General features: G+C 51.8%; 18 protein-coding genes. 12 read left to right on the top strand and 6 right to left on the bottom strand.

The annotated features are described in order from the left end of the window. Positions 1-33: 33 nt before the first annotated feature. Positions 34-834, bottom strand: coding sequence for a vitamin B12 ABC transporter substrate-binding protein BtuF (gene btuF, locus OGX67_RS05070; RefSeq protein WP_003018575.1), 801 nt, complete (start codon positions 832-834; stop codon positions 34-36). After that, positions 827-1,525 (bottom strand): 5'-methylthioadenosine/S-adenosylhomocysteine nucleosidase, encoded by a 699-nt coding sequence (mtnN, locus tag OGX67_RS05065; protein ID WP_003018572.1) that lies wholly within the window; start codon positions 1,523-1,525, stop codon positions 827-829. Before mtnN ends, btuF begins: the two co-directional genes overlap by 8 nt. 83 nt (positions 1,526-1,608) lie before the next feature. Here mtnN and dgt point away from each other — a divergent pair, with 83 nt between their 5' ends. From dgt to cdaR, 3 genes are all read left to right on the top strand, one after another. Continuing rightward, the gene (gene dgt / locus OGX67_RS05060; RefSeq protein WP_003845805.1) at positions 1,609-3,126 is read left to right on the top strand and encodes a dGTPase; all 1,518 of its coding nucleotides are present in this window, start codon (positions 1,609-1,611) and stop codon (positions 3,124-3,126) included. 129 nt (positions 3,127-3,255) lie between these two features. After that, complete coding sequence (gene degP / locus OGX67_RS05055) at positions 3,256-4,689, top strand: serine endoprotease DegP (RefSeq protein WP_257651216.1); 1,434 nt, start codon at positions 3,256-3,258, stop codon at positions 4,687-4,689. A gap of 147 nt (positions 4,690-4,836) precedes the next feature. Further along, positions 4,837-5,994, top strand: a complete 1,158-nt coding sequence (gene cdaR / locus OGX67_RS05050; RefSeq protein WP_003018564.1) for a DNA-binding transcriptional regulator CdaR — start codon at positions 4,837-4,839, stop codon at positions 5,992-5,994. An 87-nt stretch (positions 5,995-6,081) separates the two neighbouring features. On the opposite strand, the gene OGX67_RS05045 is transcribed toward cdaR, so the two are convergent. The 4 genes from OGX67_RS05045 to map all read right to left on the bottom strand — a co-directional run bounded on the left by OGX67_RS05045 (position 6,082) and on the right by map (position 11,014). After that, on the bottom strand, positions 6,082-6,468 hold the full coding sequence (locus tag OGX67_RS05045; RefSeq protein WP_003018562.1) for a DUF3461 family protein: 387 nt from the start codon (positions 6,466-6,468) through the stop codon (positions 6,082-6,084). Between the two features lie 109 nt (positions 6,469-6,577). Next, on the bottom strand, positions 6,578-7,402 hold the full coding sequence (gene dapD, locus OGX67_RS05040; RefSeq protein ID WP_003837532.1) for a 2,3,4,5-tetrahydropyridine-2,6-dicarboxylate N-succinyltransferase: 825 nt from the start codon (positions 7,400-7,402) through the stop codon (positions 6,578-6,580). A 31-nt stretch (positions 7,403-7,433) separates the two neighbouring features. Then, the gene (glnD, locus tag OGX67_RS05035) at positions 7,434-10,106 is read right to left on the bottom strand and encodes a bifunctional uridylyltransferase/uridylyl-removing protein GlnD (protein WP_003837534.1); all 2,673 of its coding nucleotides are present in this window, start codon (positions 10,104-10,106) and stop codon (positions 7,434-7,436) included. Between the two features lie 113 nt (positions 10,107-10,219). Continuing rightward, on the bottom strand, positions 10,220-11,014 hold the full coding sequence (gene map / locus OGX67_RS05030) for a type I methionyl aminopeptidase (RefSeq protein ID WP_003018555.1): 795 nt from the start codon (positions 11,012-11,014) through the stop codon (positions 10,220-10,222). A 324-nt stretch (positions 11,015-11,338) separates the two neighbouring features. On the opposite strand from map, the gene rpsB reads away from it, so the two are divergent. The 9 genes from rpsB (at position 11,339) to bamA (ending at position 21,560) form a co-directional block, all read left to right on the top strand. Continuing rightward, on the top strand, positions 11,339-12,064 hold the full coding sequence (rpsB, locus tag OGX67_RS05025) for a 30S ribosomal protein S2 (RefSeq protein WP_003018553.1): 726 nt from the start codon (positions 11,339-11,341) through the stop codon (positions 12,062-12,064). 136 nt (positions 12,065-12,200) lie between these two features. Further along, entirely contained in the window at positions 12,201-13,052 is an 852-nt protein-coding gene (gene tsf / locus OGX67_RS05020; RefSeq protein ID WP_003018551.1) for a translation elongation factor Ts, read from the top strand. 145 nt (positions 13,053-13,197) lie between these two features. Then, entirely contained in the window at positions 13,198-13,923 is a 726-nt protein-coding gene (gene pyrH, locus OGX67_RS05015) for a UMP kinase (RefSeq protein WP_003018549.1), read from the top strand. Positions 13,924-14,062: 139 nt separating this feature from the next. Continuing rightward, positions 14,063-14,620 carry a ribosome recycling factor gene (frr, locus tag OGX67_RS05010; RefSeq protein ID WP_003018547.1) on the top strand — a complete coding sequence of 186 codons (558 nt, stop codon included), beginning with the start codon at positions 14,063-14,065 and terminating at the stop codon, positions 14,618-14,620. Positions 14,621-14,730: 110 nt separating this feature from the next. Further along, positions 14,731-15,927: a 1-deoxy-D-xylulose-5-phosphate reductoisomerase gene (gene ispC, locus OGX67_RS05005; RefSeq protein ID WP_003845810.1), complete on the top strand. Its 1,197-nt coding sequence runs from the start codon at positions 14,731-14,733 to the stop codon at positions 15,925-15,927. A gap of 187 nt (positions 15,928-16,114) precedes the next feature. Continuing rightward, positions 16,115-16,873, top strand: coding sequence for a (2E,6E)-farnesyl-diphosphate-specific ditrans,polycis-undecaprenyl-diphosphate synthase (ispU, locus tag OGX67_RS05000; RefSeq protein WP_071696627.1), 759 nt, complete (start codon positions 16,115-16,117; stop codon positions 16,871-16,873). A gap of 12 nt (positions 16,874-16,885) precedes the next feature. Then, positions 16,886-17,743 (top strand): phosphatidate cytidylyltransferase, encoded by an 858-nt coding sequence (gene cdsA / locus OGX67_RS04995; protein ID WP_003018541.1) that lies wholly within the window; start codon positions 16,886-16,888, stop codon positions 17,741-17,743. Between the two features lie 11 nt (positions 17,744-17,754). Continuing rightward, on the top strand, positions 17,755-19,107 hold the full coding sequence (gene rseP, locus OGX67_RS04990; protein ID WP_044714937.1) for a sigma E protease regulator RseP: 1,353 nt from the start codon (positions 17,755-17,757) through the stop codon (positions 19,105-19,107). Between the two features lie 29 nt (positions 19,108-19,136). Further along, positions 19,137-21,560 carry an outer membrane protein assembly factor BamA gene (gene bamA, locus OGX67_RS04985; protein WP_016149580.1) on the top strand — a complete coding sequence of 808 codons (2,424 nt, stop codon included), beginning with the start codon at positions 19,137-19,139 and terminating at the stop codon, positions 21,558-21,560. The last annotated feature ends 64 nt before the right edge of the window (positions 21,561-21,624 follow it).

The following is a 21,624-nucleotide window of genomic DNA, read 5'->3' as shown; positions in this document are numbered from 1 at the left end:
AAATCCTCACAACAGACCTGGTGGGGGCAGGCGCTAATTTATCTGTGAAAGCGCATTACAGAGTTGTTTTGCGGCGAGGATAATACGCGGGCTCGCGCGTTCGAACCAGTCACTATTAAGTGTAATAACGGGTATTTTTAGCTGGTTTCCCCAGTATTGCTCAATTTTCAGAGTTTCGCCCGGACCGCCGGTTGCAACAATAGCCTGGGGGGCTCGTGCCAGGACCTGCTCACGGCTAACCTGCGGCCAGGGAACCCGACTACCGGCAAAGATGTTTTCTCCTCCGCATACCTCAAGAACTTCGTGCTGAATAGAACCTTTTCCACTGGTAAACAGAGGATTGGCACCAAACTGGAGAAACACGCGTTTTTTCGGTTTGTTGGCATACTGAGATTTAAGTAAAGCATAGTCATCAAGCATGGTTTGCGCCGCCTGTTTAGCTTGTTCAGGCTTGGGGCTCCACGCAGCCAACTGGCGTAGCGCATCGGCAACCTGCTCAATGGAAACGGCGTCCACCCAGATGACCTTAATTCCCAGGGAGGTCAGTTGATTCACCTGCCGCTCAGCATTTCCCCCGCGCCAGGCGACGACCAAATCAGGTTTCAGCGCCACAATACGCTCAAGATTCATACCTTGCCATGTTGAGACCTCTTCAATATTTTTGGCTTCTGGCGGGTAGTTTGAGTAGCTGCTGACGCCAACGGGGGTAATGCCTGCGGCAAAAGCGAGTTCGGTATTGGCAGGAGAAAGCGTTACAACACGCGGTGCGGCGTAAAGGAACGCCGGGAGAGTGAAAAGCAGGGCGACCAGCGCCCTGGAGAATAATTTAGCCATGCGCCAGTTTCTGCACCAGCGTTTCAACCATCAGGCTTGACTGCTTCGCGGCAACCACCAGGAATTCGTCAAAGCTGAGATGGGACTGCTGATCGGCAACGTCAGAGATAGCGCGAACCACGACAAATGGCACCTTAAAGTTATGGCAAACGTGCGCAATTGCGGTCGCTTCCATCTCAACGGCAATCGCCTGCGGGAAGTTATGCTTAATTTTAGCCAGCCCCACGGAACCATTAATGAATGCATCGCCGCTGACGATAAGTCCGCGAACAGCGTTCAGATTGAGTTCGGCGATGCAAGATTCTGCGGCTGCAATCAACGCAGGATCGGCTTTAAAACCAGCCGGGCAACCCGGTAGCTGACCAAATTCATAACCAAAGGCAGTGACGTCGGCGTCGTGATAGCGCGCTTCATCAGAAACTACGATATCGCCGACTTTCAGCGTAGAGGCCAGGCCACCCGCGGAACCGGTATTAATGATGGCGTCCGGCTTGCAGCGTTCAAGCAGCAGCGTAGCGCCGAGCGCCGCAGCCACTTTACCGATACCTGATTTCAGAAGCGCAACCTCAGTACCGTTCAGTTGGCCGGTGTAAATTTCACAACCGCCGAGCGTGATGGTCTGACGGTTTTCGATTTTGTCACGCAGCAGCGTAACTTCTTCTTCCATTGCACCAATGATGCCGATTTTCATAGATTTACTCGCGATAAGCCAGATTTGAGGGCATAGTCTATCATGCGCTTAAGGGGTTGCGCATTTCTCAGGCGGGAGAGGATATGGTACAGATCGATTTCCGAAAAAAAATAAACTGGCATCGCCGTTACCGTTCGCCGCAGGGCGTGAAGACGGAGCATGAGATCCTGCGAATTTTTGAAAGCGATCGTGGACGTATTATCAATTCTCCGGCTATTCGCCGGCTACAACAAAAAACCCAGGTCTTTCCGCTAGAGCGTAATGCAGCGGTGCGTACGCGCCTGACGCACTCGATGGAAGTGCAGCAGGTTGGGCGCTATATCGCGAAAGAGATCCTCAGCCGACTGAAAGAGCTAAAGCTGCTGGAGCAGTATGGTCTGGATGAACTGACGGGACCGTTTGAGAGTATTGTCGAAATGTCGTGCCTGATGCATGACATTGGTAATCCTCCGTTTGGTCATTTTGGCGAAGCGGCGATTAATGACTGGTTTCGCCAGCGGTTGTATCCCGCCGACGCGGAAAGTCAGCCCCTGAGTGATGACCGCTGCCAGGTGACGGCATTACGTTTGCGTGAAGGTGAAGAGTCGCTGAATGATATTCGCCGCAAGGTGCGCCAGGACTTGTGTCATTTTGAAGGCAATGCGCAGGGTATTCGTCTGGTGCATACTTTGATGCGTATGAACCTTACCTGGGCGCAGGTTGGCGGTATTTTAAAATATACCCGTCCGGCATGGTGGCGCGGCAGTGCACCCGAGACGCACAACTATTTAATGAAGAAGCCTGGTTATTACCTTTCCGAGGAACCGTATATTGAGCGGTTACGTAAAGAATTATCATTAGCACCTTACAGTCGTTTTCCATTAACCTGGATTATGGAAGCTGCCGATGATATCTCATATTGCGTGGCCGACCTGGAAGATGCCGTTGAGAAAAGAATCTTTAGCGTCGAGCAACTTTACCATCATCTGCATGAAGCGTGGGGGCATCACGAAAAAGGCTCTCTGTTTAGTCAGGTTGTTGAGAACGCCTGGGAAAAATCACGTTCAAATACATTAAGCCGCAGCACCGAAGATCAGTTCTTTATGTATTTACGCGTCAATACGCTGAATAAACTGGTTCCGTATGCGGCCCAGCGGTTTATTGATAATTTGCCGCAGATTTATGAAGGCAGCTTTAATCATGCGCTGTTAGAAGATGCCAGTAGCTTCAGCCAGTTACTGGGCGTTTATAAGAATGTGGCGGTAAAACATGTGTTTAGCCATCCGGATGTTGAGCAACTGGAATTACAGGGCTATCGGGTGATCAGCGGGTTGCTGGAGATCTATCAACCGTTATTGAAAATGTCTCAGTCAGATTTTACTGAACTGGTCGACAATGAAAGAGTAAAACGTTTTCCTATCGAGTCCCGTTTATTTCAGAAGTTGTCTACCCGCCATCGTCTTGCGTATGTTGAGGCTGTTAGTAAAATATCGACGGAGTGCGCTGAGTATTCGGTTCTGGAATATTATTATCGCTGCAGGTTGATCCAGGATTATATCAGCGGGATGACAGATTTGTATGCCTGGGATGAATATCGTCGCTTGATGGCCGTAGAACAATAAATACTCATTTGTAAAGACGGCCAATAAAATTTTACTTTTTCCTTAAACTCAATTCTGGAACTTAGCGTTATAAAACGACTCTGACGTATACAGCAATTTTGCGTTACCTGTTAATCGAGAACGAAACACATGAAAAAAACCACATTAGCAATGAGTGCACTGGCTCTGAGTTTAGGTTTGGCGTTGTCCCCCCTGTCTGCAACTGCGGCTGAGACGTCGTCTTCAGCAATGACCGCCCAACAGATGCCAAGCCTGGCCCCGATGCTCGAAAAAGTGATGCCATCGGTGGTAAGTATTAACGTCGAGGGGAGCACGACGGTGAATACGCCGCGTATGCCGCGTAATTTCCAGCAGTTCTTTGGTGATAATTCACCGTTCTGCCAGGACGGATCTCCGTTCCAGAGTTCACCGTTCTGCCAGGGCGGCGCACCGGGCGCTGGTAACGGCGGCGGCCAGCAGCAGAAATTTATGGCGCTGGGTTCCGGCGTAATTATTGATGCTGCGAAAGGGTATGTCGTGACCAACAACCACGTGGTGGATAACGCTACGGTAATTAAGGTTCAGTTGAGCGATGGCCGTAAATTTGACGCGAAGATCGTGGGCAAAGATCCACGCTCCGATATCGCGCTGATCCAAATTCAGGATCCGAAAAACCTGACGGCGATTAAGCTGGCAGACTCCGACGCGCTGCGCGTGGGGGATTACACCGTAGCAATCGGTAACCCGTTTGGCCTCGGTGAGACCGTGACCTCCGGCATCGTTTCTGCTCTGGGCCGTAGCGGCCTGAATGCGGAGAACTATGAAAACTTTATTCAGACGGATGCTGCGATCAACCGGGGTAACTCCGGTGGCGCGCTGGTCAATCTGAACGGTGAGCTGATCGGCATTAACACCGCGATCCTCGCGCCGGACGGCGGTAACATCGGTATCGGTTTTGCAATCCCAAGCAACATGGTGAAAAACCTGACTTCGCAGATGGTTGAGTTTGGTCAGGTTAAACGTGGTGAGCTGGGTATTATGGGGACCGAACTGAGCTCCGAGCTGGCGAAAGCGATGAAAGTTGACGCTCAGCGTGGCGCATTCGTCAGCCAGGTAATGCCGAACTCTTCCGCAGCGAAAGCCGGTATTAAAGCCGGGGATGTGATTACCTCCCTGAACGGCAAACCTATCAGCAGCTTCGCCGCCCTGCGTGCGCAGGTGGGTACGATGCCGGTCGGCAGCAAAATCACTCTGGGTCTGCTGCGTGACGGTAAGCCGGTCACCGTGAACCTGGAATTGCAGCAGAGCAGCCAGACTCAGGTTGATTCCAGCTCTATCTTCAAAGGCATTGAAGGTGCCGATATGAGCAACAAAGGCCTGGATAAAGGTGTCGTGGTAAGCGACGTGAAACCGAATTCTCCGGCTGCACAGATCGGCCTGAAGAAAGGGGATGTGATTATAGGTGCGAATCAGCAGCCAGTGAAAAACATCGCCGAATTGCGCAAAATCCTCGACAGCAAACCCGCTGTACTGGCGCTGAACATTCAGCGTGGCGACAGCTCCATCTATCTGTTGATGCAGTAATCTCCCTCAACCCCTTCCTGTACAGGAAGGGGTTCTTTTTGTGATACCTCCCACAACTCCATATTTCTCCCTTCCGCTTTGTGCATTTGCACAATGTCGCCGCTTATTATCTTCCCTATGCTTGAGCTCTGCTCACAGGAGGGGTTTATGGCTGGCTGGCATCTTGATACCAAAATGGCGCAGGATATCGTGGCGCGAACCATGCGCATCATTGATACCAATATCAACGTAATGGATGCCCGTGGGCGGATCATTGGCAGTGGCGATCGCGAACGCATTGGTGAATTGCACGAAGGTGCGCTGCTGGTGCTTTCGCAGGGCCGGGTGGTGGACATTGACGATGCAGTGGCGAGGCATTTGCACGGCGTGCGTCAGGGGATAAACCTGCCGTTGCGCCTGGAAGGTGAAATCGTTGGCGTTATCGGGCTTACCGGTGAACCGGAACATCTGCGTAAATACGGCGAGCTGGTGTGCATGACAGCCGAAATGATGCTGGAGCAGTCGCGCCTGATGCATCTGTTAGCGCAGGATAGCCGCCTGCGTGAAGAGCTGGTGATGAATCTGATTCAGGCGGAAGAGAATACCCCGGCGCTGATGGAGTGGGCGCAACGTTTAGGCATTGATTTGAACCAGCCGCGCGTGGTGGCAGTGGTAGAGGTTGATAGTGGCCAGCTTGGCGTTGACAGCGCGATGGCGGAGCTACAGCAATTGCAGAACGCGTTGACTACGCCTGAACGTAATAATCTGATTGCGATTGTTTCCCTGACCGAGATGGTGGTGCTGAAACCGGCGCTCAATCAGTTTGGTCGCTGGGACGCGGAAGATCACCGCAAGCGTGTTGAGCAGCTCATTGCTCGCATGAAAGAGAACGGACAGCTGCGTTTTCGCGTGTCGCTGGGCAACTATTTTACCGGGCCAGGCAGTATTGCCCGTTCGTATCGTACGGCGCGCACGACCATGATGGTCGGCAAGCAACGGATGCCGGAAAGCCGTAGCTATTTCTACCAGGATTTGATGCTGCCAGTTCTGCTGGACAGCCTGCGCGGCGGCTGGCAGGCCAACGAGCTGGCGCGTCCGTTGGTACGGCTGAAAGCAATGGATAACAACGGCTTACTGCGTCGAACATTAGCGGCGTGGTTTCGGCATAACGTTCAGCCGCTGGCGACCTCAAAAGCGTTATTTATCCACCGTAATACGCTGGAATATCGCCTGAATCGAATTTCAGAGCTGACCGGGCTGGATTTAGGGAATTTTGATGACCGATTGCTGCTGTATGTCGCGCTACAACTGGATGAGCAGCATTAATTCCTTGCCTGTTGGCGCTACGCTTATCAGGCAAAATGCCGGGGGGCGGCTTCGCCTTACCCGGCCTACGAACACATTCACTCGCGGTTATTTACGCGTTAGTTTTTCCAGATCGGCTTCAATTTCGCTGATCTTGTTGGTCACGACGCTTTCCAGATGACGTAAATCATCAAGGATCTTGCGTTTAAGATCGACTTCGCTGCGATCGCGCTGGCAGATCTGATCCAGTTCGTCGATCACATAGCGCAGGTTGGGACTGATCTCCTGCACTTCTTTGTAACCCTGGCCGACGCCATCGGCGACAACCGTTTTACGCTGACGGGGATATTTGAACTTCACGCTCTTGGCAAAAAACTCGCCTTTATCCTTCTGGAAATAGATTTTCAGGATATCGTTGTTGGCTTCTTGCCGCAGGCTGTAACGATCGATTTCTTCAGGATTAGTAATGCCCAGACTTTTCAGATTGTCATACATAGCGGTACCCTTAAGCTCACCATAACCATTGAATAATTAACGAAAAGCCTTGTTTATGCCACTCGCAGATGTAAAAAAAGCGGGCTAAGCCCGCTTTTTCAAATCACTGTTAGTCGATGGTGCGTAACAGTTCGTTGATTCCTACTTTGCCACGCGTTTTGGCATCGACTTTCTTCACAATCACCGCGCAGTACAGGCTGTATTTGCCATCTTTCGACGGCAGGTTGCCGGAGACAACCACAGAGCCCGCCGGAACGCGGCCATAATGCACTTCGCCGGTTTCACGATCGTAAATACGGGTGCTCTGACCAATGTACACGCCCATAGAGATAACAGAGCCTTCTTCGACGATCACGCCTTCAACCACTTCAGAACGTGCGCCGATGAAGCAGTTGTCTTCGATGATGGTCGGGTTAGCCTGTAACGGCTCCAGTACGCCACCGATGCCAACGCCGCCGGACAGGTGAACGTTTTTACCAATTTGCGCGCAGGAACCCACGGTCGCCCAGGTATCAACCATCGTACCTTCATCCACATAAGCGCCGATGTTCACGTAAGACGGCATCAGCACGGTGTTACGGGCGATAAACGCACCCTGGCGTACGGCCGCTGGCGGAACCACGCGGAAACCTTCTTTCTGGAAGCGTGCTTCGTCGTAGTTGGCGAATTTCATCGGCACTTTATCGAAGTAACGGCTTTCCGCACCCTCGATAACCTGATTATCGTTAATACGGAAAGAGAGCAGGACCGCCTTTTTCAGCCACTGATGCGTGACCCACTGACCCTCAATCTTTTCTGCGACGCGCAGTGCACCGGAATCCAGTAAAGCAATAACCTGATTCACCGCTTCGCGGGTTACGGTATCTACATTTGCCGGAGTAATGTCGGCACGGCGCTCGAAAGCGGACTCAATAACGTTCTGTAACTGCTGCATTGTTAAACTCTTTCCATAATAAATAAAAACATCACCCTTTATCGTTTGGATTGAGGGCCTCTGTCAACCGTTGATGCACTTCCTGCTGCAGCTCATTATTAAGGGCGCGCCGGTCGGCGGTGGCGATTATGAATAAATCTTCTACTCGCTCGCCAATGGTTGTAATTCGGGCGCCATGCAGCGAAATTCCCAGATCGGCAAAAATCTGCCCGACCCGCGCCAGCAGTCCAGGCTGGTCGAGAGCGATAAGTTCAAGGAATGATTTTCGGTCGGTGTGGGTCGGCAGGAAAGTAACCTCGGTATCGACGGTAAAGTGGCGTAATTTTGCCGGCTGACGACGTGGTTGCGGTGGCTGCCAGCTGCGCTGCGTGATGGCCTGTTCCAGTCCAAAACGGATCGCTTCGTGTCTGTCTGAAGACAGCGGGCTGCCGTCCGGTTCCAGCACGATGAACGTATCCATCGCCATCCCATCGCGGGTAGTGAAAATCTGCGCATCGTGAACGCTTAGATTGCGCCTGTCCAGTTCGGCGCAGACGGCGGCAAACAGGTAAGGGCGATCGGGGCTCCAGATGAAAATTTCCGTTCCACCGCGTGTGGCCTGCGGGCTGAGCAGGATTAGCGGCTTACTGAGATCGTGCTGCAGCAGATGACGCGCATGCCAGGCCAGTTGATTTGGGCTGTGGCGCACGAAATAGTTGGCGCGACAGCGCGACCAGATGTGGTGCAGCGCTTCTTCATCAATGTTGTCCATACGCAGTAGCGCCAGCGCCTGAAGCTGATGATGGCGAACGCGTTCGCGCATATCCGGCGTGTTTTGCATCCCACGACGTAGCTGTTTTTCCGTCGCAAAGTACAGCTCGCGCAGCAGACTTTGCTTCCAGCTATTCCACAGCGTTTCGTTAGTAGCGCAAATATCCGCGACAGTCAGGCACACTAAAAAGCGCAGACGATGTTCCGTTTGTACTTCTTCAGCGAATTGCTTGATCACTTCCGGATCCTGAATATCACGGCGCTGAGCAGTCACCGACATCAGCAAATGCTGACGCACCAGCCAGACGATCAGTTGCGTTTCACGCGAGTTCAGACCGTGCAGCTCGGCGAATTTGAGCACGTCCTGGGCGCCGAGAACCGAGTGATCGCCGCCGCGACCTTTGGCGATATCGTGGAACAGCGCGGCAATCAGAATTAGCTCCGGCTGTCGCAAGCGCGGCCACAGATCCACGCACAGCGGATGGCGCGGACGGGTCTCTTCGTTAGCAAAACTCTCCAGCTTGAGCATCACACGGATAGTGTGCTCATCCACCGTATAGGCATGAAACAGGTCAAACTGCATTTGGCCGACAATGTGCGACCATTGCGGCATATAGGCCCACAAAACGCTGTGCCGATGCATCGGCAGCAGGCCGCGACTCACCGCGCCCGGATGGCGCAACATACTGAGAAACAGCGAACGCGCTTCCGGAATGTAGCAGAGTGGCTGGGTTAAATGACGGCGGGCATGACGCAAATGGCGCAGCGTGGTGGAGTAAATCCCGCTGATCGCGCTGTTACGTACCATGATGTAGAACATCCGCAATATCGCTTCGGGTTTACGGATAAACAGGTCGTCGTTGCGCAGATCGATCAATGTGCCGCGCAGTTGAAAGTCGTCATCAATCGGGCGCGGTTTTTCATCGGCTGGCAGGGCGAGGATCGCCTCGTCGAACAGTTGCAACAGCATATGGTTCAGTTCGCTGACCCGTCGCGTGACCCGGAAATAGTCTTTCATCATCCGCTCGATCGGCTCGTTGCCTTCGCCGCCGTAGTTTAGCCGTTGCGCCACGCTGAGTTGGCGGTCAAACAGCAGGCGGTTGTCGTAACGACTAACGACCAGATGCAGGGCGAAGCGAATCCGCCACAGGATATGCAAACATTCATTCAGTTCGGCGCGTTCTGCCAGCGTCAAAAAGCCGAAGCCGACCATTTCGTCCAGCGAGGTGGCGCCAAAATGGCGACGGGCCACCCATTGCAGAGTATGGATATCGCGCAGGCCGCCGGGACTGCTTTTGATATCCGGCTCCAGGTTGTAGCTGGTGCCGTGATAACGCTGGTGGCGCTGATTTTGCTCTTCCACTTTGGCGGCGTAAAATTTATCGGACGGCCAGAAACCTTCGCTAAAAATATGCTTTTGCAGCTCAAGAAATAACGCCACATCGCCGATAAGCAGGCGTGTTTCAATCAGGTTAGTGGCGACGGTTAAATCTGATAATCCTTCCAGCAGACACTCTTCCAGCGTACGCACGCTGTGCCCAACCTCCAGCCTCACGTCCCATAGCAGCGTTAACAGCTCACCGACTTTTTCTGCCTGCGAATCAGGTAGCTTTTTACGACTGAGGATTAGCAGGTCAATATCGGAGAGCGGATGCAGTTCGCCGCGCCCGTAGCCGCCAACGGCAACCAGCGCCAGGTCGGCAATTTGACCGAAACCGGCTTCAATCCACAGGCGCTGAAGCAACTGATCAATAAATTCGGTGCGGGCCTCAATGAGCTGTTCTGCGGAAATTCCACTGTCAAACGCTTCGCCTAACCAGCTCTGGAAGGTGTCGATATGCGCTTTAATACCGGTGCAGTTGAGGTCGTGCTGTGGCCATGTCCCTGGGTTTTGTGGCTGGCCAGGCAGGGTGGGGAGGGCAGTATTTGCGTGCTGTTCAGGAAGAGTATTCATTATGCGCCACCCATTAAAAAGCCGGATGATGGCGTGAACGCCTTACCCGGCCTACTAAGTAGTACAATTTGTAGGCCTGATAAGATGCGAATGCATCGCCATCAGGCAAAACATTATTCGCCGTGTGTGATGATCGCCGGGATGGTGTCATCCTTGCGTAACGTCAGAATCTCACAGCCGTTTTCCGTCACTACAATAGTATGCTCGTACTGTGCAGACAAGCTCCGGTCTTTGGTTTTCACCGTCCAGCCGTCTTTCATGGTGCGGATGCGGTAATCACCGGCATTCAGCATCGGTTCTACGGTGAACGTCATGCCCGGCTGCAGTACCACACCGCCGTCGTCTGCATCGTAGTGCAGAACCTGCGGCTCTTCATGGAAGCCGCGACCGATACCGTGACCGCAGTATTCACGAACGACAGAGAAACCTTCACCTTCCGCGTATTTCTGAATTGCAGCGCCCAGCGTGCGCAGGCGAATGCCCGGTTTCACCATCCGCAGCGCCAGATACAGGCTTTCCTGCGTGACGCGGCACAGACGCTCGCCCAGAATAGTAGGTTTGCCGACGATAAACATTTTCGAGGTGTCGCCGTGGTACTCGTCTTTAATCACAGTCACATCGATGTTGACGATATCGCCGTCTTTCAGAAGTTTGGCGTCGTCCGGGATCCCGTGGCACACCACTTCATTAATAGAGATACACACGGACTTCGGATAGCCGTGGTAACCCAGGCAGGCGGAAATGGCCTGCTGCTCATTCACGATATAGTCATTACAGATACGATCCAGTTCGCCGGTGCTGACGCCCGGTTTAACAAACGGTTCGATCATTTCCAGTACATCAGCGGCCAGGCGGCCAGCGACGCGCATTTTTTCGATTTCTTCAGGGGTCTTGATTGAGATAGCCATGAATTCTGTCCATCAGTGCCGATGATATCGGCAATAATTGTTTAAGTGCTGCCAATGGTATCAGTCCCGCATACGTGCTGCCAAATTGAGAATCATTAACAGCACACAGTGCCAACAATTATTGGTGTCTATGGCGTATTTGTGGTATAAAGCGCGCCGGACTTCCGATCCATTCGAAGACTACACACGATGGACGGGAGCGACAAATCTCACTTTGTGTAACAACACACACGTATCGGCACATATTCCGGGGTGCCCTTTGGGGTCGGTAATATGGGATGCGTGGAGGCTTAACCCCAACTTTTATATATAGAGGTTTTAATCATGGCAACTGTTTCCATGCGCGACATGCTCAAGGCTGGTGTTCACTTCGGTCACCAGACCCGTTACTGGAACCCGAAAATGAAGCCGTTCATCTTCGGTGCGCGTAACAAAGTTCACATCATCAACCTTGAGAAAACTGTACCGATGTTCAACGAAGCTCTGGCTGAACTGAACAAGATCTCTGCTCGTAAAGGTAAAATCCTTTTCGTTGGTACTAAACGCGCTGCAAGCGAAGCGGTGAAAGAAGCTGCTAACAGCTGCGACCAGTTCTTCGTGAACCATCGCTGGCTGGGCGGTATGCTGACTAACTGGAAAACCGTTCGTCAGTCCATCAAACGTCTGAAAGATCTGGAAACTCAGTCTCAGGACGGTACTTTCGAAAAGCTGACCAAGAAAGAAGCGCTGATGCGTACTCGTGAGCTTGAGAAACTGGAAAACAGCCTGGGCGGTATCAAAGACATGGGCGGTCTGCCGGACGCTCTGTTCGTAATCGATGCTGACCACGAGCACATTGCTATCAAAGAAGCAAACAACCTGGGTATCCCAGTATTTGCTATCGTTGATACCAACTCTGATCCGGACGGTGTTGACTTCGTTATCCCGGGTAACGACGACGCAATCCGTGCTGTGACCCTGTACCTGGGCGCTGTAGCTACTACCGTTCGTGAAGGCCGTTCTCAGGATCTGGCTTCCCAGGCGGAAGAAAGCTTCGTAGAAGCTGAATAATAAGGCACGCTCGTTAGAGCCCTTATAGACCAGGTAGTATCACGTTTGGTTAGGGGGCCTGTATATGGCCCCCTTTTTCACTTTTAAATCTGTGCGGTTTCATGCCGGGCAGATCAAATCTTCCGAGGATTTTAGAATGGCTGAAATTACCGCATCCCTGGTAAAAGAGCTGCGTGAGCGTACTGGCGCAGGCATGATGGATTGCAAAAAAGCACTGACTGAAGCTAATGGCGACATCGAGCTGGCAATCGAAAACATGCGTAAGTCCGGTGCAATCAAAGCGGCGAAAAAAGCAGGCAACGTTGCTGCTGACGGCGTAATCAAAACCAAAATCGACGGCAACATCGCTTTCATTCTGGAAGTTAACTGCCAGACTGACTTCGTTGCTAAAGATGCTGGTTTCCAGGCATTTGCTGACAAAGTACTGGACGCTGCCGTTGCTGGCAAAATCACTGACGTTGAAGTTCTGAAAGCACAGTTCGAAGAAGAACGTGTTGCTCTGGTTGCTAAAATCGGTGAGAACATCAACATCCGTCGCGTTGCTTCCCTGGAAGGCGAAGTTCTGGGTAACTACCAGCATGGTGCTCGTATCGGTGTTCTGGTTGCTGCAACTGGCGCTGACGAAGAACTGGTTAAACAGCTGGCAATGCACGTTGCTGCAAGCAAACCAGAATTCGTTAAGCCGGAAGACGTTTCCGCTGAAGTGGTAGAAAAAGAATACCAGGTTCAGCTGGACATCGCTATGCAGTCTGGCAAGCCGAAAGAAATCGCAGAGAAAATGGTTGAAGGCCGCATGAAGAAATTCACCGGCGAAGTTTCTCTGACCGGTCAGCCTTTCGTCATGGAACCGAGCAAATCTGTTGGTCAGCTGCTGAAAGAGCATAACGCTGACGTAACAGGCTTCATCCGCTTTGAAGTGGGTGAAGGCATCGAGAAAGTTGAGACTGACTTTGCAGCAGAAGTTGCTGCGATGTCCAAGCAGTCTTAATTTTGAAAGGAGCCGCCTGAGGGCGGCTTCTTTTTGTGTCTGGCTTGTAAATTCAGCGAACCGCTATAGTGGTCCTGCTGAAAAGCGACATACAATGTCGCCGGAATTAACTCATCTCATTCGTTGACAGTCTCAGGAAAGAAACATGGCTACCAATGCAAAACCCGTCTACAAACGTATTCTGCTTAAGTTAAGTGGCGAAGCTCTGCAAGGTTCAGAAGGCTTCGGTATTGATGCAAGCATCCTTGACCGTATGGCTCAGGAAATCAAAGAGCTGGTTGAGCTGGGTATTCAGGTTGGCGTAGTGATTGGTGGTGGTAACCTGTTCCGTGGCGCTGGTCTGGCGAAAGCAGGGATGAACCGCGTTGTGGGCGACCACATGGGCATGTTAGCCACCGTAATGAACGGTCTGGCGATGCGCGATGCGCTTCACCGCGCCTATGTGAACGCTCGCTTGATGTCCGCAATTCCTCTGAACGGCGTGTGTGATAACTACAGTTGGGCTGAAGCTATTAGCCTGCTGCGTAACAACCGCGTTGTTATTTTGTCTGCGGGTACCGGTAATCCGTTCTTCACCACCGATTCAGCAGCCTGCCTGCGTGGTATTGAAATTGAAGCGGATGTGGTACTGAAAGCCACCAAAGTCGATGGCGTATTTACTGCCGACCCGGCTAAAGATCCAACGGCGACCATGTACGAACAGTTGACCTACACTGAAGTACTGGATAAAGAGCTGAAAGTCATGGATCTGGCTGCGTTCACGCTGGCTCGTGACCACAAATTACCGATTCGTGTCTTTAACATGAACAAACCAGGTGCACTGCGCCGTGTTGTTATGGGTGAAAAAGAAGGCACGTTAATCACGGAATAATTCCCGTTGCGGCTAAATGCAGGTAATATTCCGCTTTAATGTCGCGGGATACGTCCCTCAAAATTAATCAAGACTATACTTGTCACATCTTGCGCGGCGGGTATGGTCTGACTGAAACAAGCTTTCAAGGATTCGTAACGTGATCAACGATATCAGAAAAGATGCTGAAGTACGCATGGACAAATGCGTCGAAGCGTTCAAAAACCAAATCAGCAAAATTCGCACGGGTCGTGCTTCTCCCAGCCTGCTGGATGGTATTGTCGTGGAATATTACGGCACACCGACTCCGCTGCGCCAGCTGGCAAGCGTAACGGTTGAAGATTCCCGTACCCTGAAAATCAACGTGTTTGACCGTTCTATGGGGCCAGCCGTTGAGAAAGCTATCATGGCTTCCGACCTCGGTCTGAATCCAAGCTCTGCGGGTTCCGACATCCGCGTTCCGCTGCCGCCGCTGACCGAAGAACGTCGTAAAGATCTGACCAAGATCGTGCGTGGCGAAGCTGAAGGCGCGCGTGTTGCGGTACGTAATGTACGCCGCGATGCAAACGACAAAGTGAAAGCGTTGTTGAAAGAAAAAGAGATCAGCGAAGATGACGATCGCCGTTCTCAGGACGACGTACAGAAACTGACTGACGCTGCAATCAAGAAAGTTGATGCGGCGCTGGCAGAGAAAGAAGCGGAACTGATGCAGTTCTGATTCGCCTGTACGCTAAAAACGCCGCTTAGAAGGCCTGAGAAGGCTGGATGGCGGCGTTTTGCTTTTTTCTGTCTATATACCTTAAAGGGTAAAATTCTTCTGGATGTCTCATGAAGCAATTAACCATCCTGGGATCAACCGGTTCCATTGGTTGCAGTACGCTGGATGTAGTACGCCATAACCCGGAAAAATTTCGTGTTGCTGCGTTGGTGGCGGGTAAAAATGTCGCCCGCATGGTAGAGCAATGCCTGGAGTTTTCTCCTCGCTATGCGGTAATGGACGATGAAAAAAGCGCTGCGTTGGTAAAAGCAGCTCTGCTGGAGCAGGGCAGTCGCACTGAGGTCATGAGCGGTCAGCAGGCTGCCTGTGATATGGCTGCGCTGGATGATGTTGATCAGGTCATGGCTGCAATTGTCGGCGCAGCGGGCTTATTGCCAACGCTGGCGGCAATTCGTGCGAGCAAAAGTATTTTACTGGCGAACAAAGAGTCTCTGGTGACCTGCGGTCGTCTGTTTATGGACGACGTGAAACGTCACAAAGCGCAGCTTTTGCCGGTAGATAGCGAGCATAACGCGATTTTTCAGAGTTTACCGCAACCTATCCAACACAATCTGGGATACGCTGACCTTGAGCAAAACGGCGTTATGTCAGTTCTGCTTACCGGGTCTGGTGGCCCATTCCGTGAAACGCCATTGCGCGATCTGGTCTCTATGACCCCCGATCAGGCATGTCGTCATCCGAATTGGTCGATGGGACGAAAAATCTCTGTCGATTCCGCCACCATGATGAACAAAGGTCTGGAATACATTGAAGCGCGTTGGTTATTTAATGCCAGTGCAAGCCAGATGGAAGTGCTGATTCACCCGCAGTCGGTTATTCATTCGATGGTCCGTTATCAGGATGGTAGTGTTCTGGCGCAGTTGGGTGAACCGGACATGCGTACACCTATTGCCCATACCATGGCATGGCCAGAACGAGTGACGTCCGGTGTTAAGCCTGTCGATTTTTGCAAACTCAGTGCGCTGACGTTTTCAGCACCTGATTACCAGCGTTATCCGTGCCTGAAGCTGGCGATGGACGCGTTTGAGCAAGGGCAGGCGGCGACGACTGCACTTAATGCCGCGAATGAAATTACCGTTGCCGCGTTTTTGGCGCAGCAGATCCGATTTACCGATATTGCTGACCTGAATTTATCCGTGCTGGATAAGATGGATTTGCAGGAGCCGCAGAGCGTTGATGACGTGCTGAAGGTTGATGCCATCGCGCGGGACGTCGCCAGAAAAGAAGTGATGCGACTCTCAAGCTGATGATAATCCCTCTACGGAGAATCGTGCTATTTGTTAGCGTTGGGCTTCAGTGATATAGTCTGCGCCACCCGATCGCGGGTATTTGCTTTTTTTCGGTCGGGTAAGCCGTGGTTTGACACGGCTTTTTTGTGGATGGGCTTCAGTATTCCTGAGTACCGTAAATCCTTTCAGGGACTAATAACGCGTTATGTTGTCTGCAACTAAACCATTAAGCGAAAATTTGCCAGCACATGGTTGTCGCCATGTCGCAATTATCATGGATGGCAATGGCCGCTGGGCGAAAAAGCAAGGGAAGATTCGCGCCTTTGGGCATAAGGCCGGAGCAAAATCCGTCCGCCGGGCTGTCTCTTTTGCTGCCAATAACGGTATTGATGCGTTAACGCTGTATGCCTTTAGCAGTGAGAACTGGAACCGACCTGCGCAGGAAGTGAGCGCGTTAATGGAACTGTTTGTGTGGGCACTTGATAGTGAAGTGAAAAACCTGCACCGCCATAACGTACGTCTGCGTATTATCGGGGATATCAGTCGATTTAACTCTCGTTTGCAAGAACGGATTCGCAAATCAGAAGCGATTACTGCCCAGAATACCGGGTTGACGCTGAATATTGCAGCGAATTACGGTGGACGGTGGGATATAGTCCAGGGGGTCAGGCAACTGGCACAACAGGTGCAGGATGGTCTGCTGCATCCAGAGCAAATCGATGAAGAGATGCTTGGGCAGCAAATTTGTATGCATGAACTGGCTCCTGTGGATTTAGTGATAAGGACTGGGGGAGAGCATCGAATTAGTAATTTTCTGTTGTGGCAAATTGCCTACGCCGAACTTTACTTTACGGATGTTCTCTGGCCCGATTTCGATGAACAAGACTTTGAAGGTGCGCTGCATGCCTTTGCTAATCGTGAGCGTCGTTTCGGCGGCACCGAGCCCGGTGATGAAAAAGCCTGATGGGGGTCGCTTTTGCTGAAGTATCGCCTGATTTCTGCTTTTGTTTTAATACCCGTTGTCATCGCGGCGCTGTTTTTGCTGCCGCCGGTGGGGTTCGCCATTGTCACGCTGGTCGTTTGTATGCTGGCCGCCTGGGAATGGGGACAGTTAAGCGGTTTTACCACGCGTACACAGCGAGTTTGGCTGGCGGTTTTGTGCGGGCTATTGCTGGCGCTAATGCTGTTCTTACTGCCGGAATACCATCGCAATATTCATCAGCCGCTGGTTGAAGTATCGCTGTGGGCGTCGCTGGGCTGGTGGGTCGTGGCGCTGTTGCTGGTATTGTTTTATCCCGGCTCTGCGTCGGTCTGGCGTAATTCCAAAACATTACGCATAATTTTCGGCGTGTTAACCATTGTTCCGTTCTTTTGGGGAATGCTGGCGCTACGTGCATGGCACTATGATGAGAATCATTATAGTGGCGCGCTATGGCTGCTGTATGTCATGATCCTCGTTTGGGGAGCGGACTCTGGTGCGTATATGTTTGGTAAGCTGTTTGGCAAACATAAGCTGGCACCGAAGGTTTCTCCTGGTAAAACCTGGCAGGGTTTTATTGGCGGACTCGCCACTGCGGCCGTGATCTCATGGGGTTATGGCATGTGGGCGAATCTTGAAGTTGCGCCTGTCACCTTGCTCATTTGCTCCATCGTTGCAGCCCTGGCCTCCGTGCTGGGTGACCTGACCGAGAGTATGTTTAAGCGTGAAGCAGGTATTAAGGACAGTGGTCACTTAATTCCAGGACACGGCGGTATTCTGGACCGTATTGATAGCCTGACGGCTGCGGTACCGGTCTTTGCCTGCCTGTTGTTACTGGTATTCAGGACGCTCTAACGGATGGTCTTATGCTGAGTATTCTCTGGAATCTGGCTGCATTCATTGTCGCACTTGGTGTGCTTATCACCGTGCATGAATTTGGTCATTTCTGGGTTGCGCGGCGCTGCGGAGTCCGCGTCGAACGCTTTTCCATTGGTTTTGGAAAAGCGCTTTGGCGGCGTACCGATAAATTAGGTACGGAATACGTTATCGCCCTGATTCCCCTCGGCGGTTACGTCAAAATGCTGGATGAGCGCGCTGAACCAGTCGCACCAGAGCTGCGCCATTACGCTTTCAACAATAAAACGGTTGGACAACGCGCAGCCATCATCGCCGCAGGTCCGATTGCAAACTTCCTTTTTGCTATTTTCGCTTACTGGCTAGTGTTTATCATCGGTGTCCCTGGCGTTCGTCCGGTTGTTGGTGAAATAACACCCAACTCGATTGCCGCGCAGGCGCAAATTCAGCCGGGTACGGAACTAAAAGCGGTTGATGGTATCGAAACCCCTGATTGGGATGCCGTGAGATTGCAACTGGTAGCCAAAATTGGCGATGAGCATACGACTCTCAGCGTAGCGCAGTTTGGCAGTAACCAGCGTCAGGACAAAACGCTGGATTTACGTCAGTGGGCATTTGAGCCAGACAAAGAGGATCCCGTCTCCAGTTTAGGGATTCGTCCGCGCGGTCCGCAGATTGAACCGGTGCTGTCAGAAGTGCAGGTTAACTCCGCTGCAAGTAAGGCAGGTTTGCAAGCAGGCGACAGGATCGTTAAAGTCAATGGTCAGCCGCTGACGCAATGGATGACGTTTGTGACGCTGGTGCGCGATAATCCGGATAAGCCGTTAGCGCTAGATATTGAAAGACAAGGAAGTTCCTTGTCTTTAACGTTAACCCCAGATTCAAAACAGGTTAACGGGAAGGCAGAAGGTTTTGCGGGCGTGGTGCCTAAAGTTATTCCTCTGCCTGATGAGTATAAGACTGTACGCCAGTATGGGCCATTCAGCGCCGTCCTCGAAGCCTCGGATAAAACGTGGCAGTTGATGAAGCTGACGGTCAGTATGCTGGGAAAATTGATTACCGGTGATGTAAAACTGAACAACCTCAGTGGGCCGATTTCTATCGCCCAGGGGGCTGGGATGTCAGCGGAATTCGGGATTATTTATTACCTGATGTTCCTTGCGCTTATCAGCGTGAACTTAGGGATAATCAACCTGTTTCCGTTGCCCGTTCTAGACGGGGGGCATCTGCTGTTCCTGGCGATAGAAAAGCTGAAGGGCGGTCCGGTATCCGAGCGGGTTCAAGACTTTAGTTATCGCATTGGCTCTATCTTGCTGGTGTTGTTAATGGGGCTTGCACTTTTCAATGATTTCTCTCGGTTGTAAGAGAGTGTTAGGAAGAACGCATAATAACGATGGCGATGAAAAAGTTGCTCATAGCGTCGCTGCTGTTTAGCAGCGCCACCGTATACGGTGCTGAAGGGTTCGTAGTGAAGGACATTCATTTCGAAGGCCTACAGCGAGTCGCCGTTGGTGCGGCTCTCCTCAGTATGCCGGTGCGCACAGGCGACACGGTTAATGATGAAGACATCAGTAATACCATTCGTGCTCTGTTCGCCACCGGTAACTTTGAGGATGTCCGCGTCCTGCGCGATGGTGATACCCTTCTGGTTCAGGTAAAAGAGCGTCCGACGATTGCCAGCATCACTTTCTCCGGTAATAAATCGGTGAAAGATGACATGCTCAAGCAAAACCTCGAGGCGTCTGGCGTGCGTGTTGGCGAGTCTCTGGATCGCACCACGCTTGCCGATATCGAAAAAGGCCTGGAAGATTTCTACTATAGCGTCGGTAAGTACAGCGCCAGTGTGAAAGCGGTGGTGACGCCGTTGCCGCGTAACCGCGTTGACCTCAAGCTGGTCTTCCAGGAAGGTGTTTCGGCGAAGATCCAACAGATCAATATCGTCGGCAACCATGCCTTCACGACTGACGAACTTATCTCTCACTTCCAGTTGCGTGATGAAGTACCGTGGTGGAACGTGGTGGGCGATCGCAAATACCAGAAACAGAAACTGGCGGGCGACCTTGAAACCCTGCGCAGTTACTATCTGGATCGCGGTTATGCCCGCTTCAATATCGATTCCACTCAGGTCAGCCTGACGCCGGATAAAAAAGGTATCTACATCACCGTTAACATCACAGAAGGCGAGCAGTACAAGCTTTCTGGTGTTCAGGTGAGCGGTAACCTGGCCGGTCACTCCGCCGAAATTGAGACCCTGACGAAGATCGAGCCAGGTGAACTCTATAACGGCACCAAAGTGACCAAAATGGAAGATGATATCAAGAAGCTCCTGGGTCGCTATGGCTATGCCTATCCGCGCGTACAGTCGCAGCCTGAAATCAACGACGCTGACAAAACCGTTAAATTACGCGTAAACGTGGATGCGGGTAACCGTTTCTATGTGCGTAAGATTCGTTTTGAAGGTAACGACACCTCTAAAGATTCCGTTCTGCGTCGCGAAATGCGTCAGATGGAAGGTGCATGGTTGGGCAGCGATCTGGTCGACCAGGGTAAAGAGCGTCTGAACCGTCTGGGTTACTTTGAAACAGTTGATACCGATACTCAGCGTGTTCCGGGCAGCCCGGATCAGGTTGATGTAGTCTACAAGGTCAAAGAGCGTAATACCGGTAGCTTTAACTTCGGCGTCGGTTACGGTACCGAGAGCGGTGTGAGCTTCCAGGCTGGCGTTCAGCAAGATAACTGGTTAGGTACCGGTTATTCTGTTGGCATCAACGGCACCAAAAACGACTACCAGACCTATACTGAGTTGTCTGTGACTAACCCGTACTTCACCGTTGATGGTGTGAGCCTGGGTGGCCGTGTCTTCTATAACGACTTTGAAGCGAATGATGCGGATCTGTCCGACTATACCAACAAAAGTTATGGTACAGACGTAACGCTTGGCTTCCCGGTAAACGAATACAACACGTTGCGTGCCGGCCTGGGTTATGTACATAACAAACTGTCCAACATGCAGCCGCAGGTTGCGATGGATCGTTATCTTGAGTCAATGGGCGAGACCAATACCAACAGCTTTGCCGCTGATGACTTCACCTTTAACTACGGTTGGACGTACAACAAACTGGACCGTGGATATTTCCCAACGGACGGTACACGCGTCAACCTGAACGGTAAAGTTACCATTCCGGGGTCTGATAACGAATACTACAAAGTGTCGATGGATACCGCGACCTATGTGCCGATCGATGACGATCACAAGTGGGTGGTTTTAGGACGTACGAAGGTAGGCTATGGCGACGGCATTGGCAGCAAAGAAATGCCGTTCTATGAGAACTTCTATGCAGGTGGTTCCAGCACCGTGCGTGGCTTCCAGTCGAATACTATCGGTCCAAAAGCAGTCTACAAAAACGGTGCTTACGCCAGTGGTTCTGATAATAGTGACTACGAAGAGTGTTCCAACGCAGACGGTAAGGACTGTAAATCGGATGACGCAGTGGGCGGTAACGCCATGGCTGTCGCCAGCCTGGAGTTTATTACCCCAACGCCATTCATTAGCGACAAGTATGCCAACTCGGTTCGTACCTCGTTCTTCTGGGACATGGGTACCGTTTGGGATACTAACTGGCAGGATAGCGCTCAAACACGTGCTATAGGTGTGCCGGACTACAGTGATCCAAGTAATATCCGTATGTCAGCGGGTATCGCTTTACAATGGATGTCCCCATTGGGGCCGTTGGTTTTCTCCTACGCCCAGCCGTTCAAGAAGTACGATGGAGACAAAGCGGAACAGTTCCAGTTTAACATTGGTAAAACCTGGTAATTGTTCTTCGCAAAGGAATGTAGTGGTAGTGTAGCGATGACTTTAGGCGATCTTGCATGGGATC

Origin of the sequence: Citrobacter sp. Cf118 (assembly GCF_030334095.1) — a bacterium.
Classification (GTDB): Bacteria; Pseudomonadota; Gammaproteobacteria; order Enterobacterales; family Enterobacteriaceae; genus Citrobacter; species Citrobacter freundii.
Note: the sequence above shows the minus strand (reverse complement) of the source record. Positions and strands in the feature narration are given on the sequence as shown.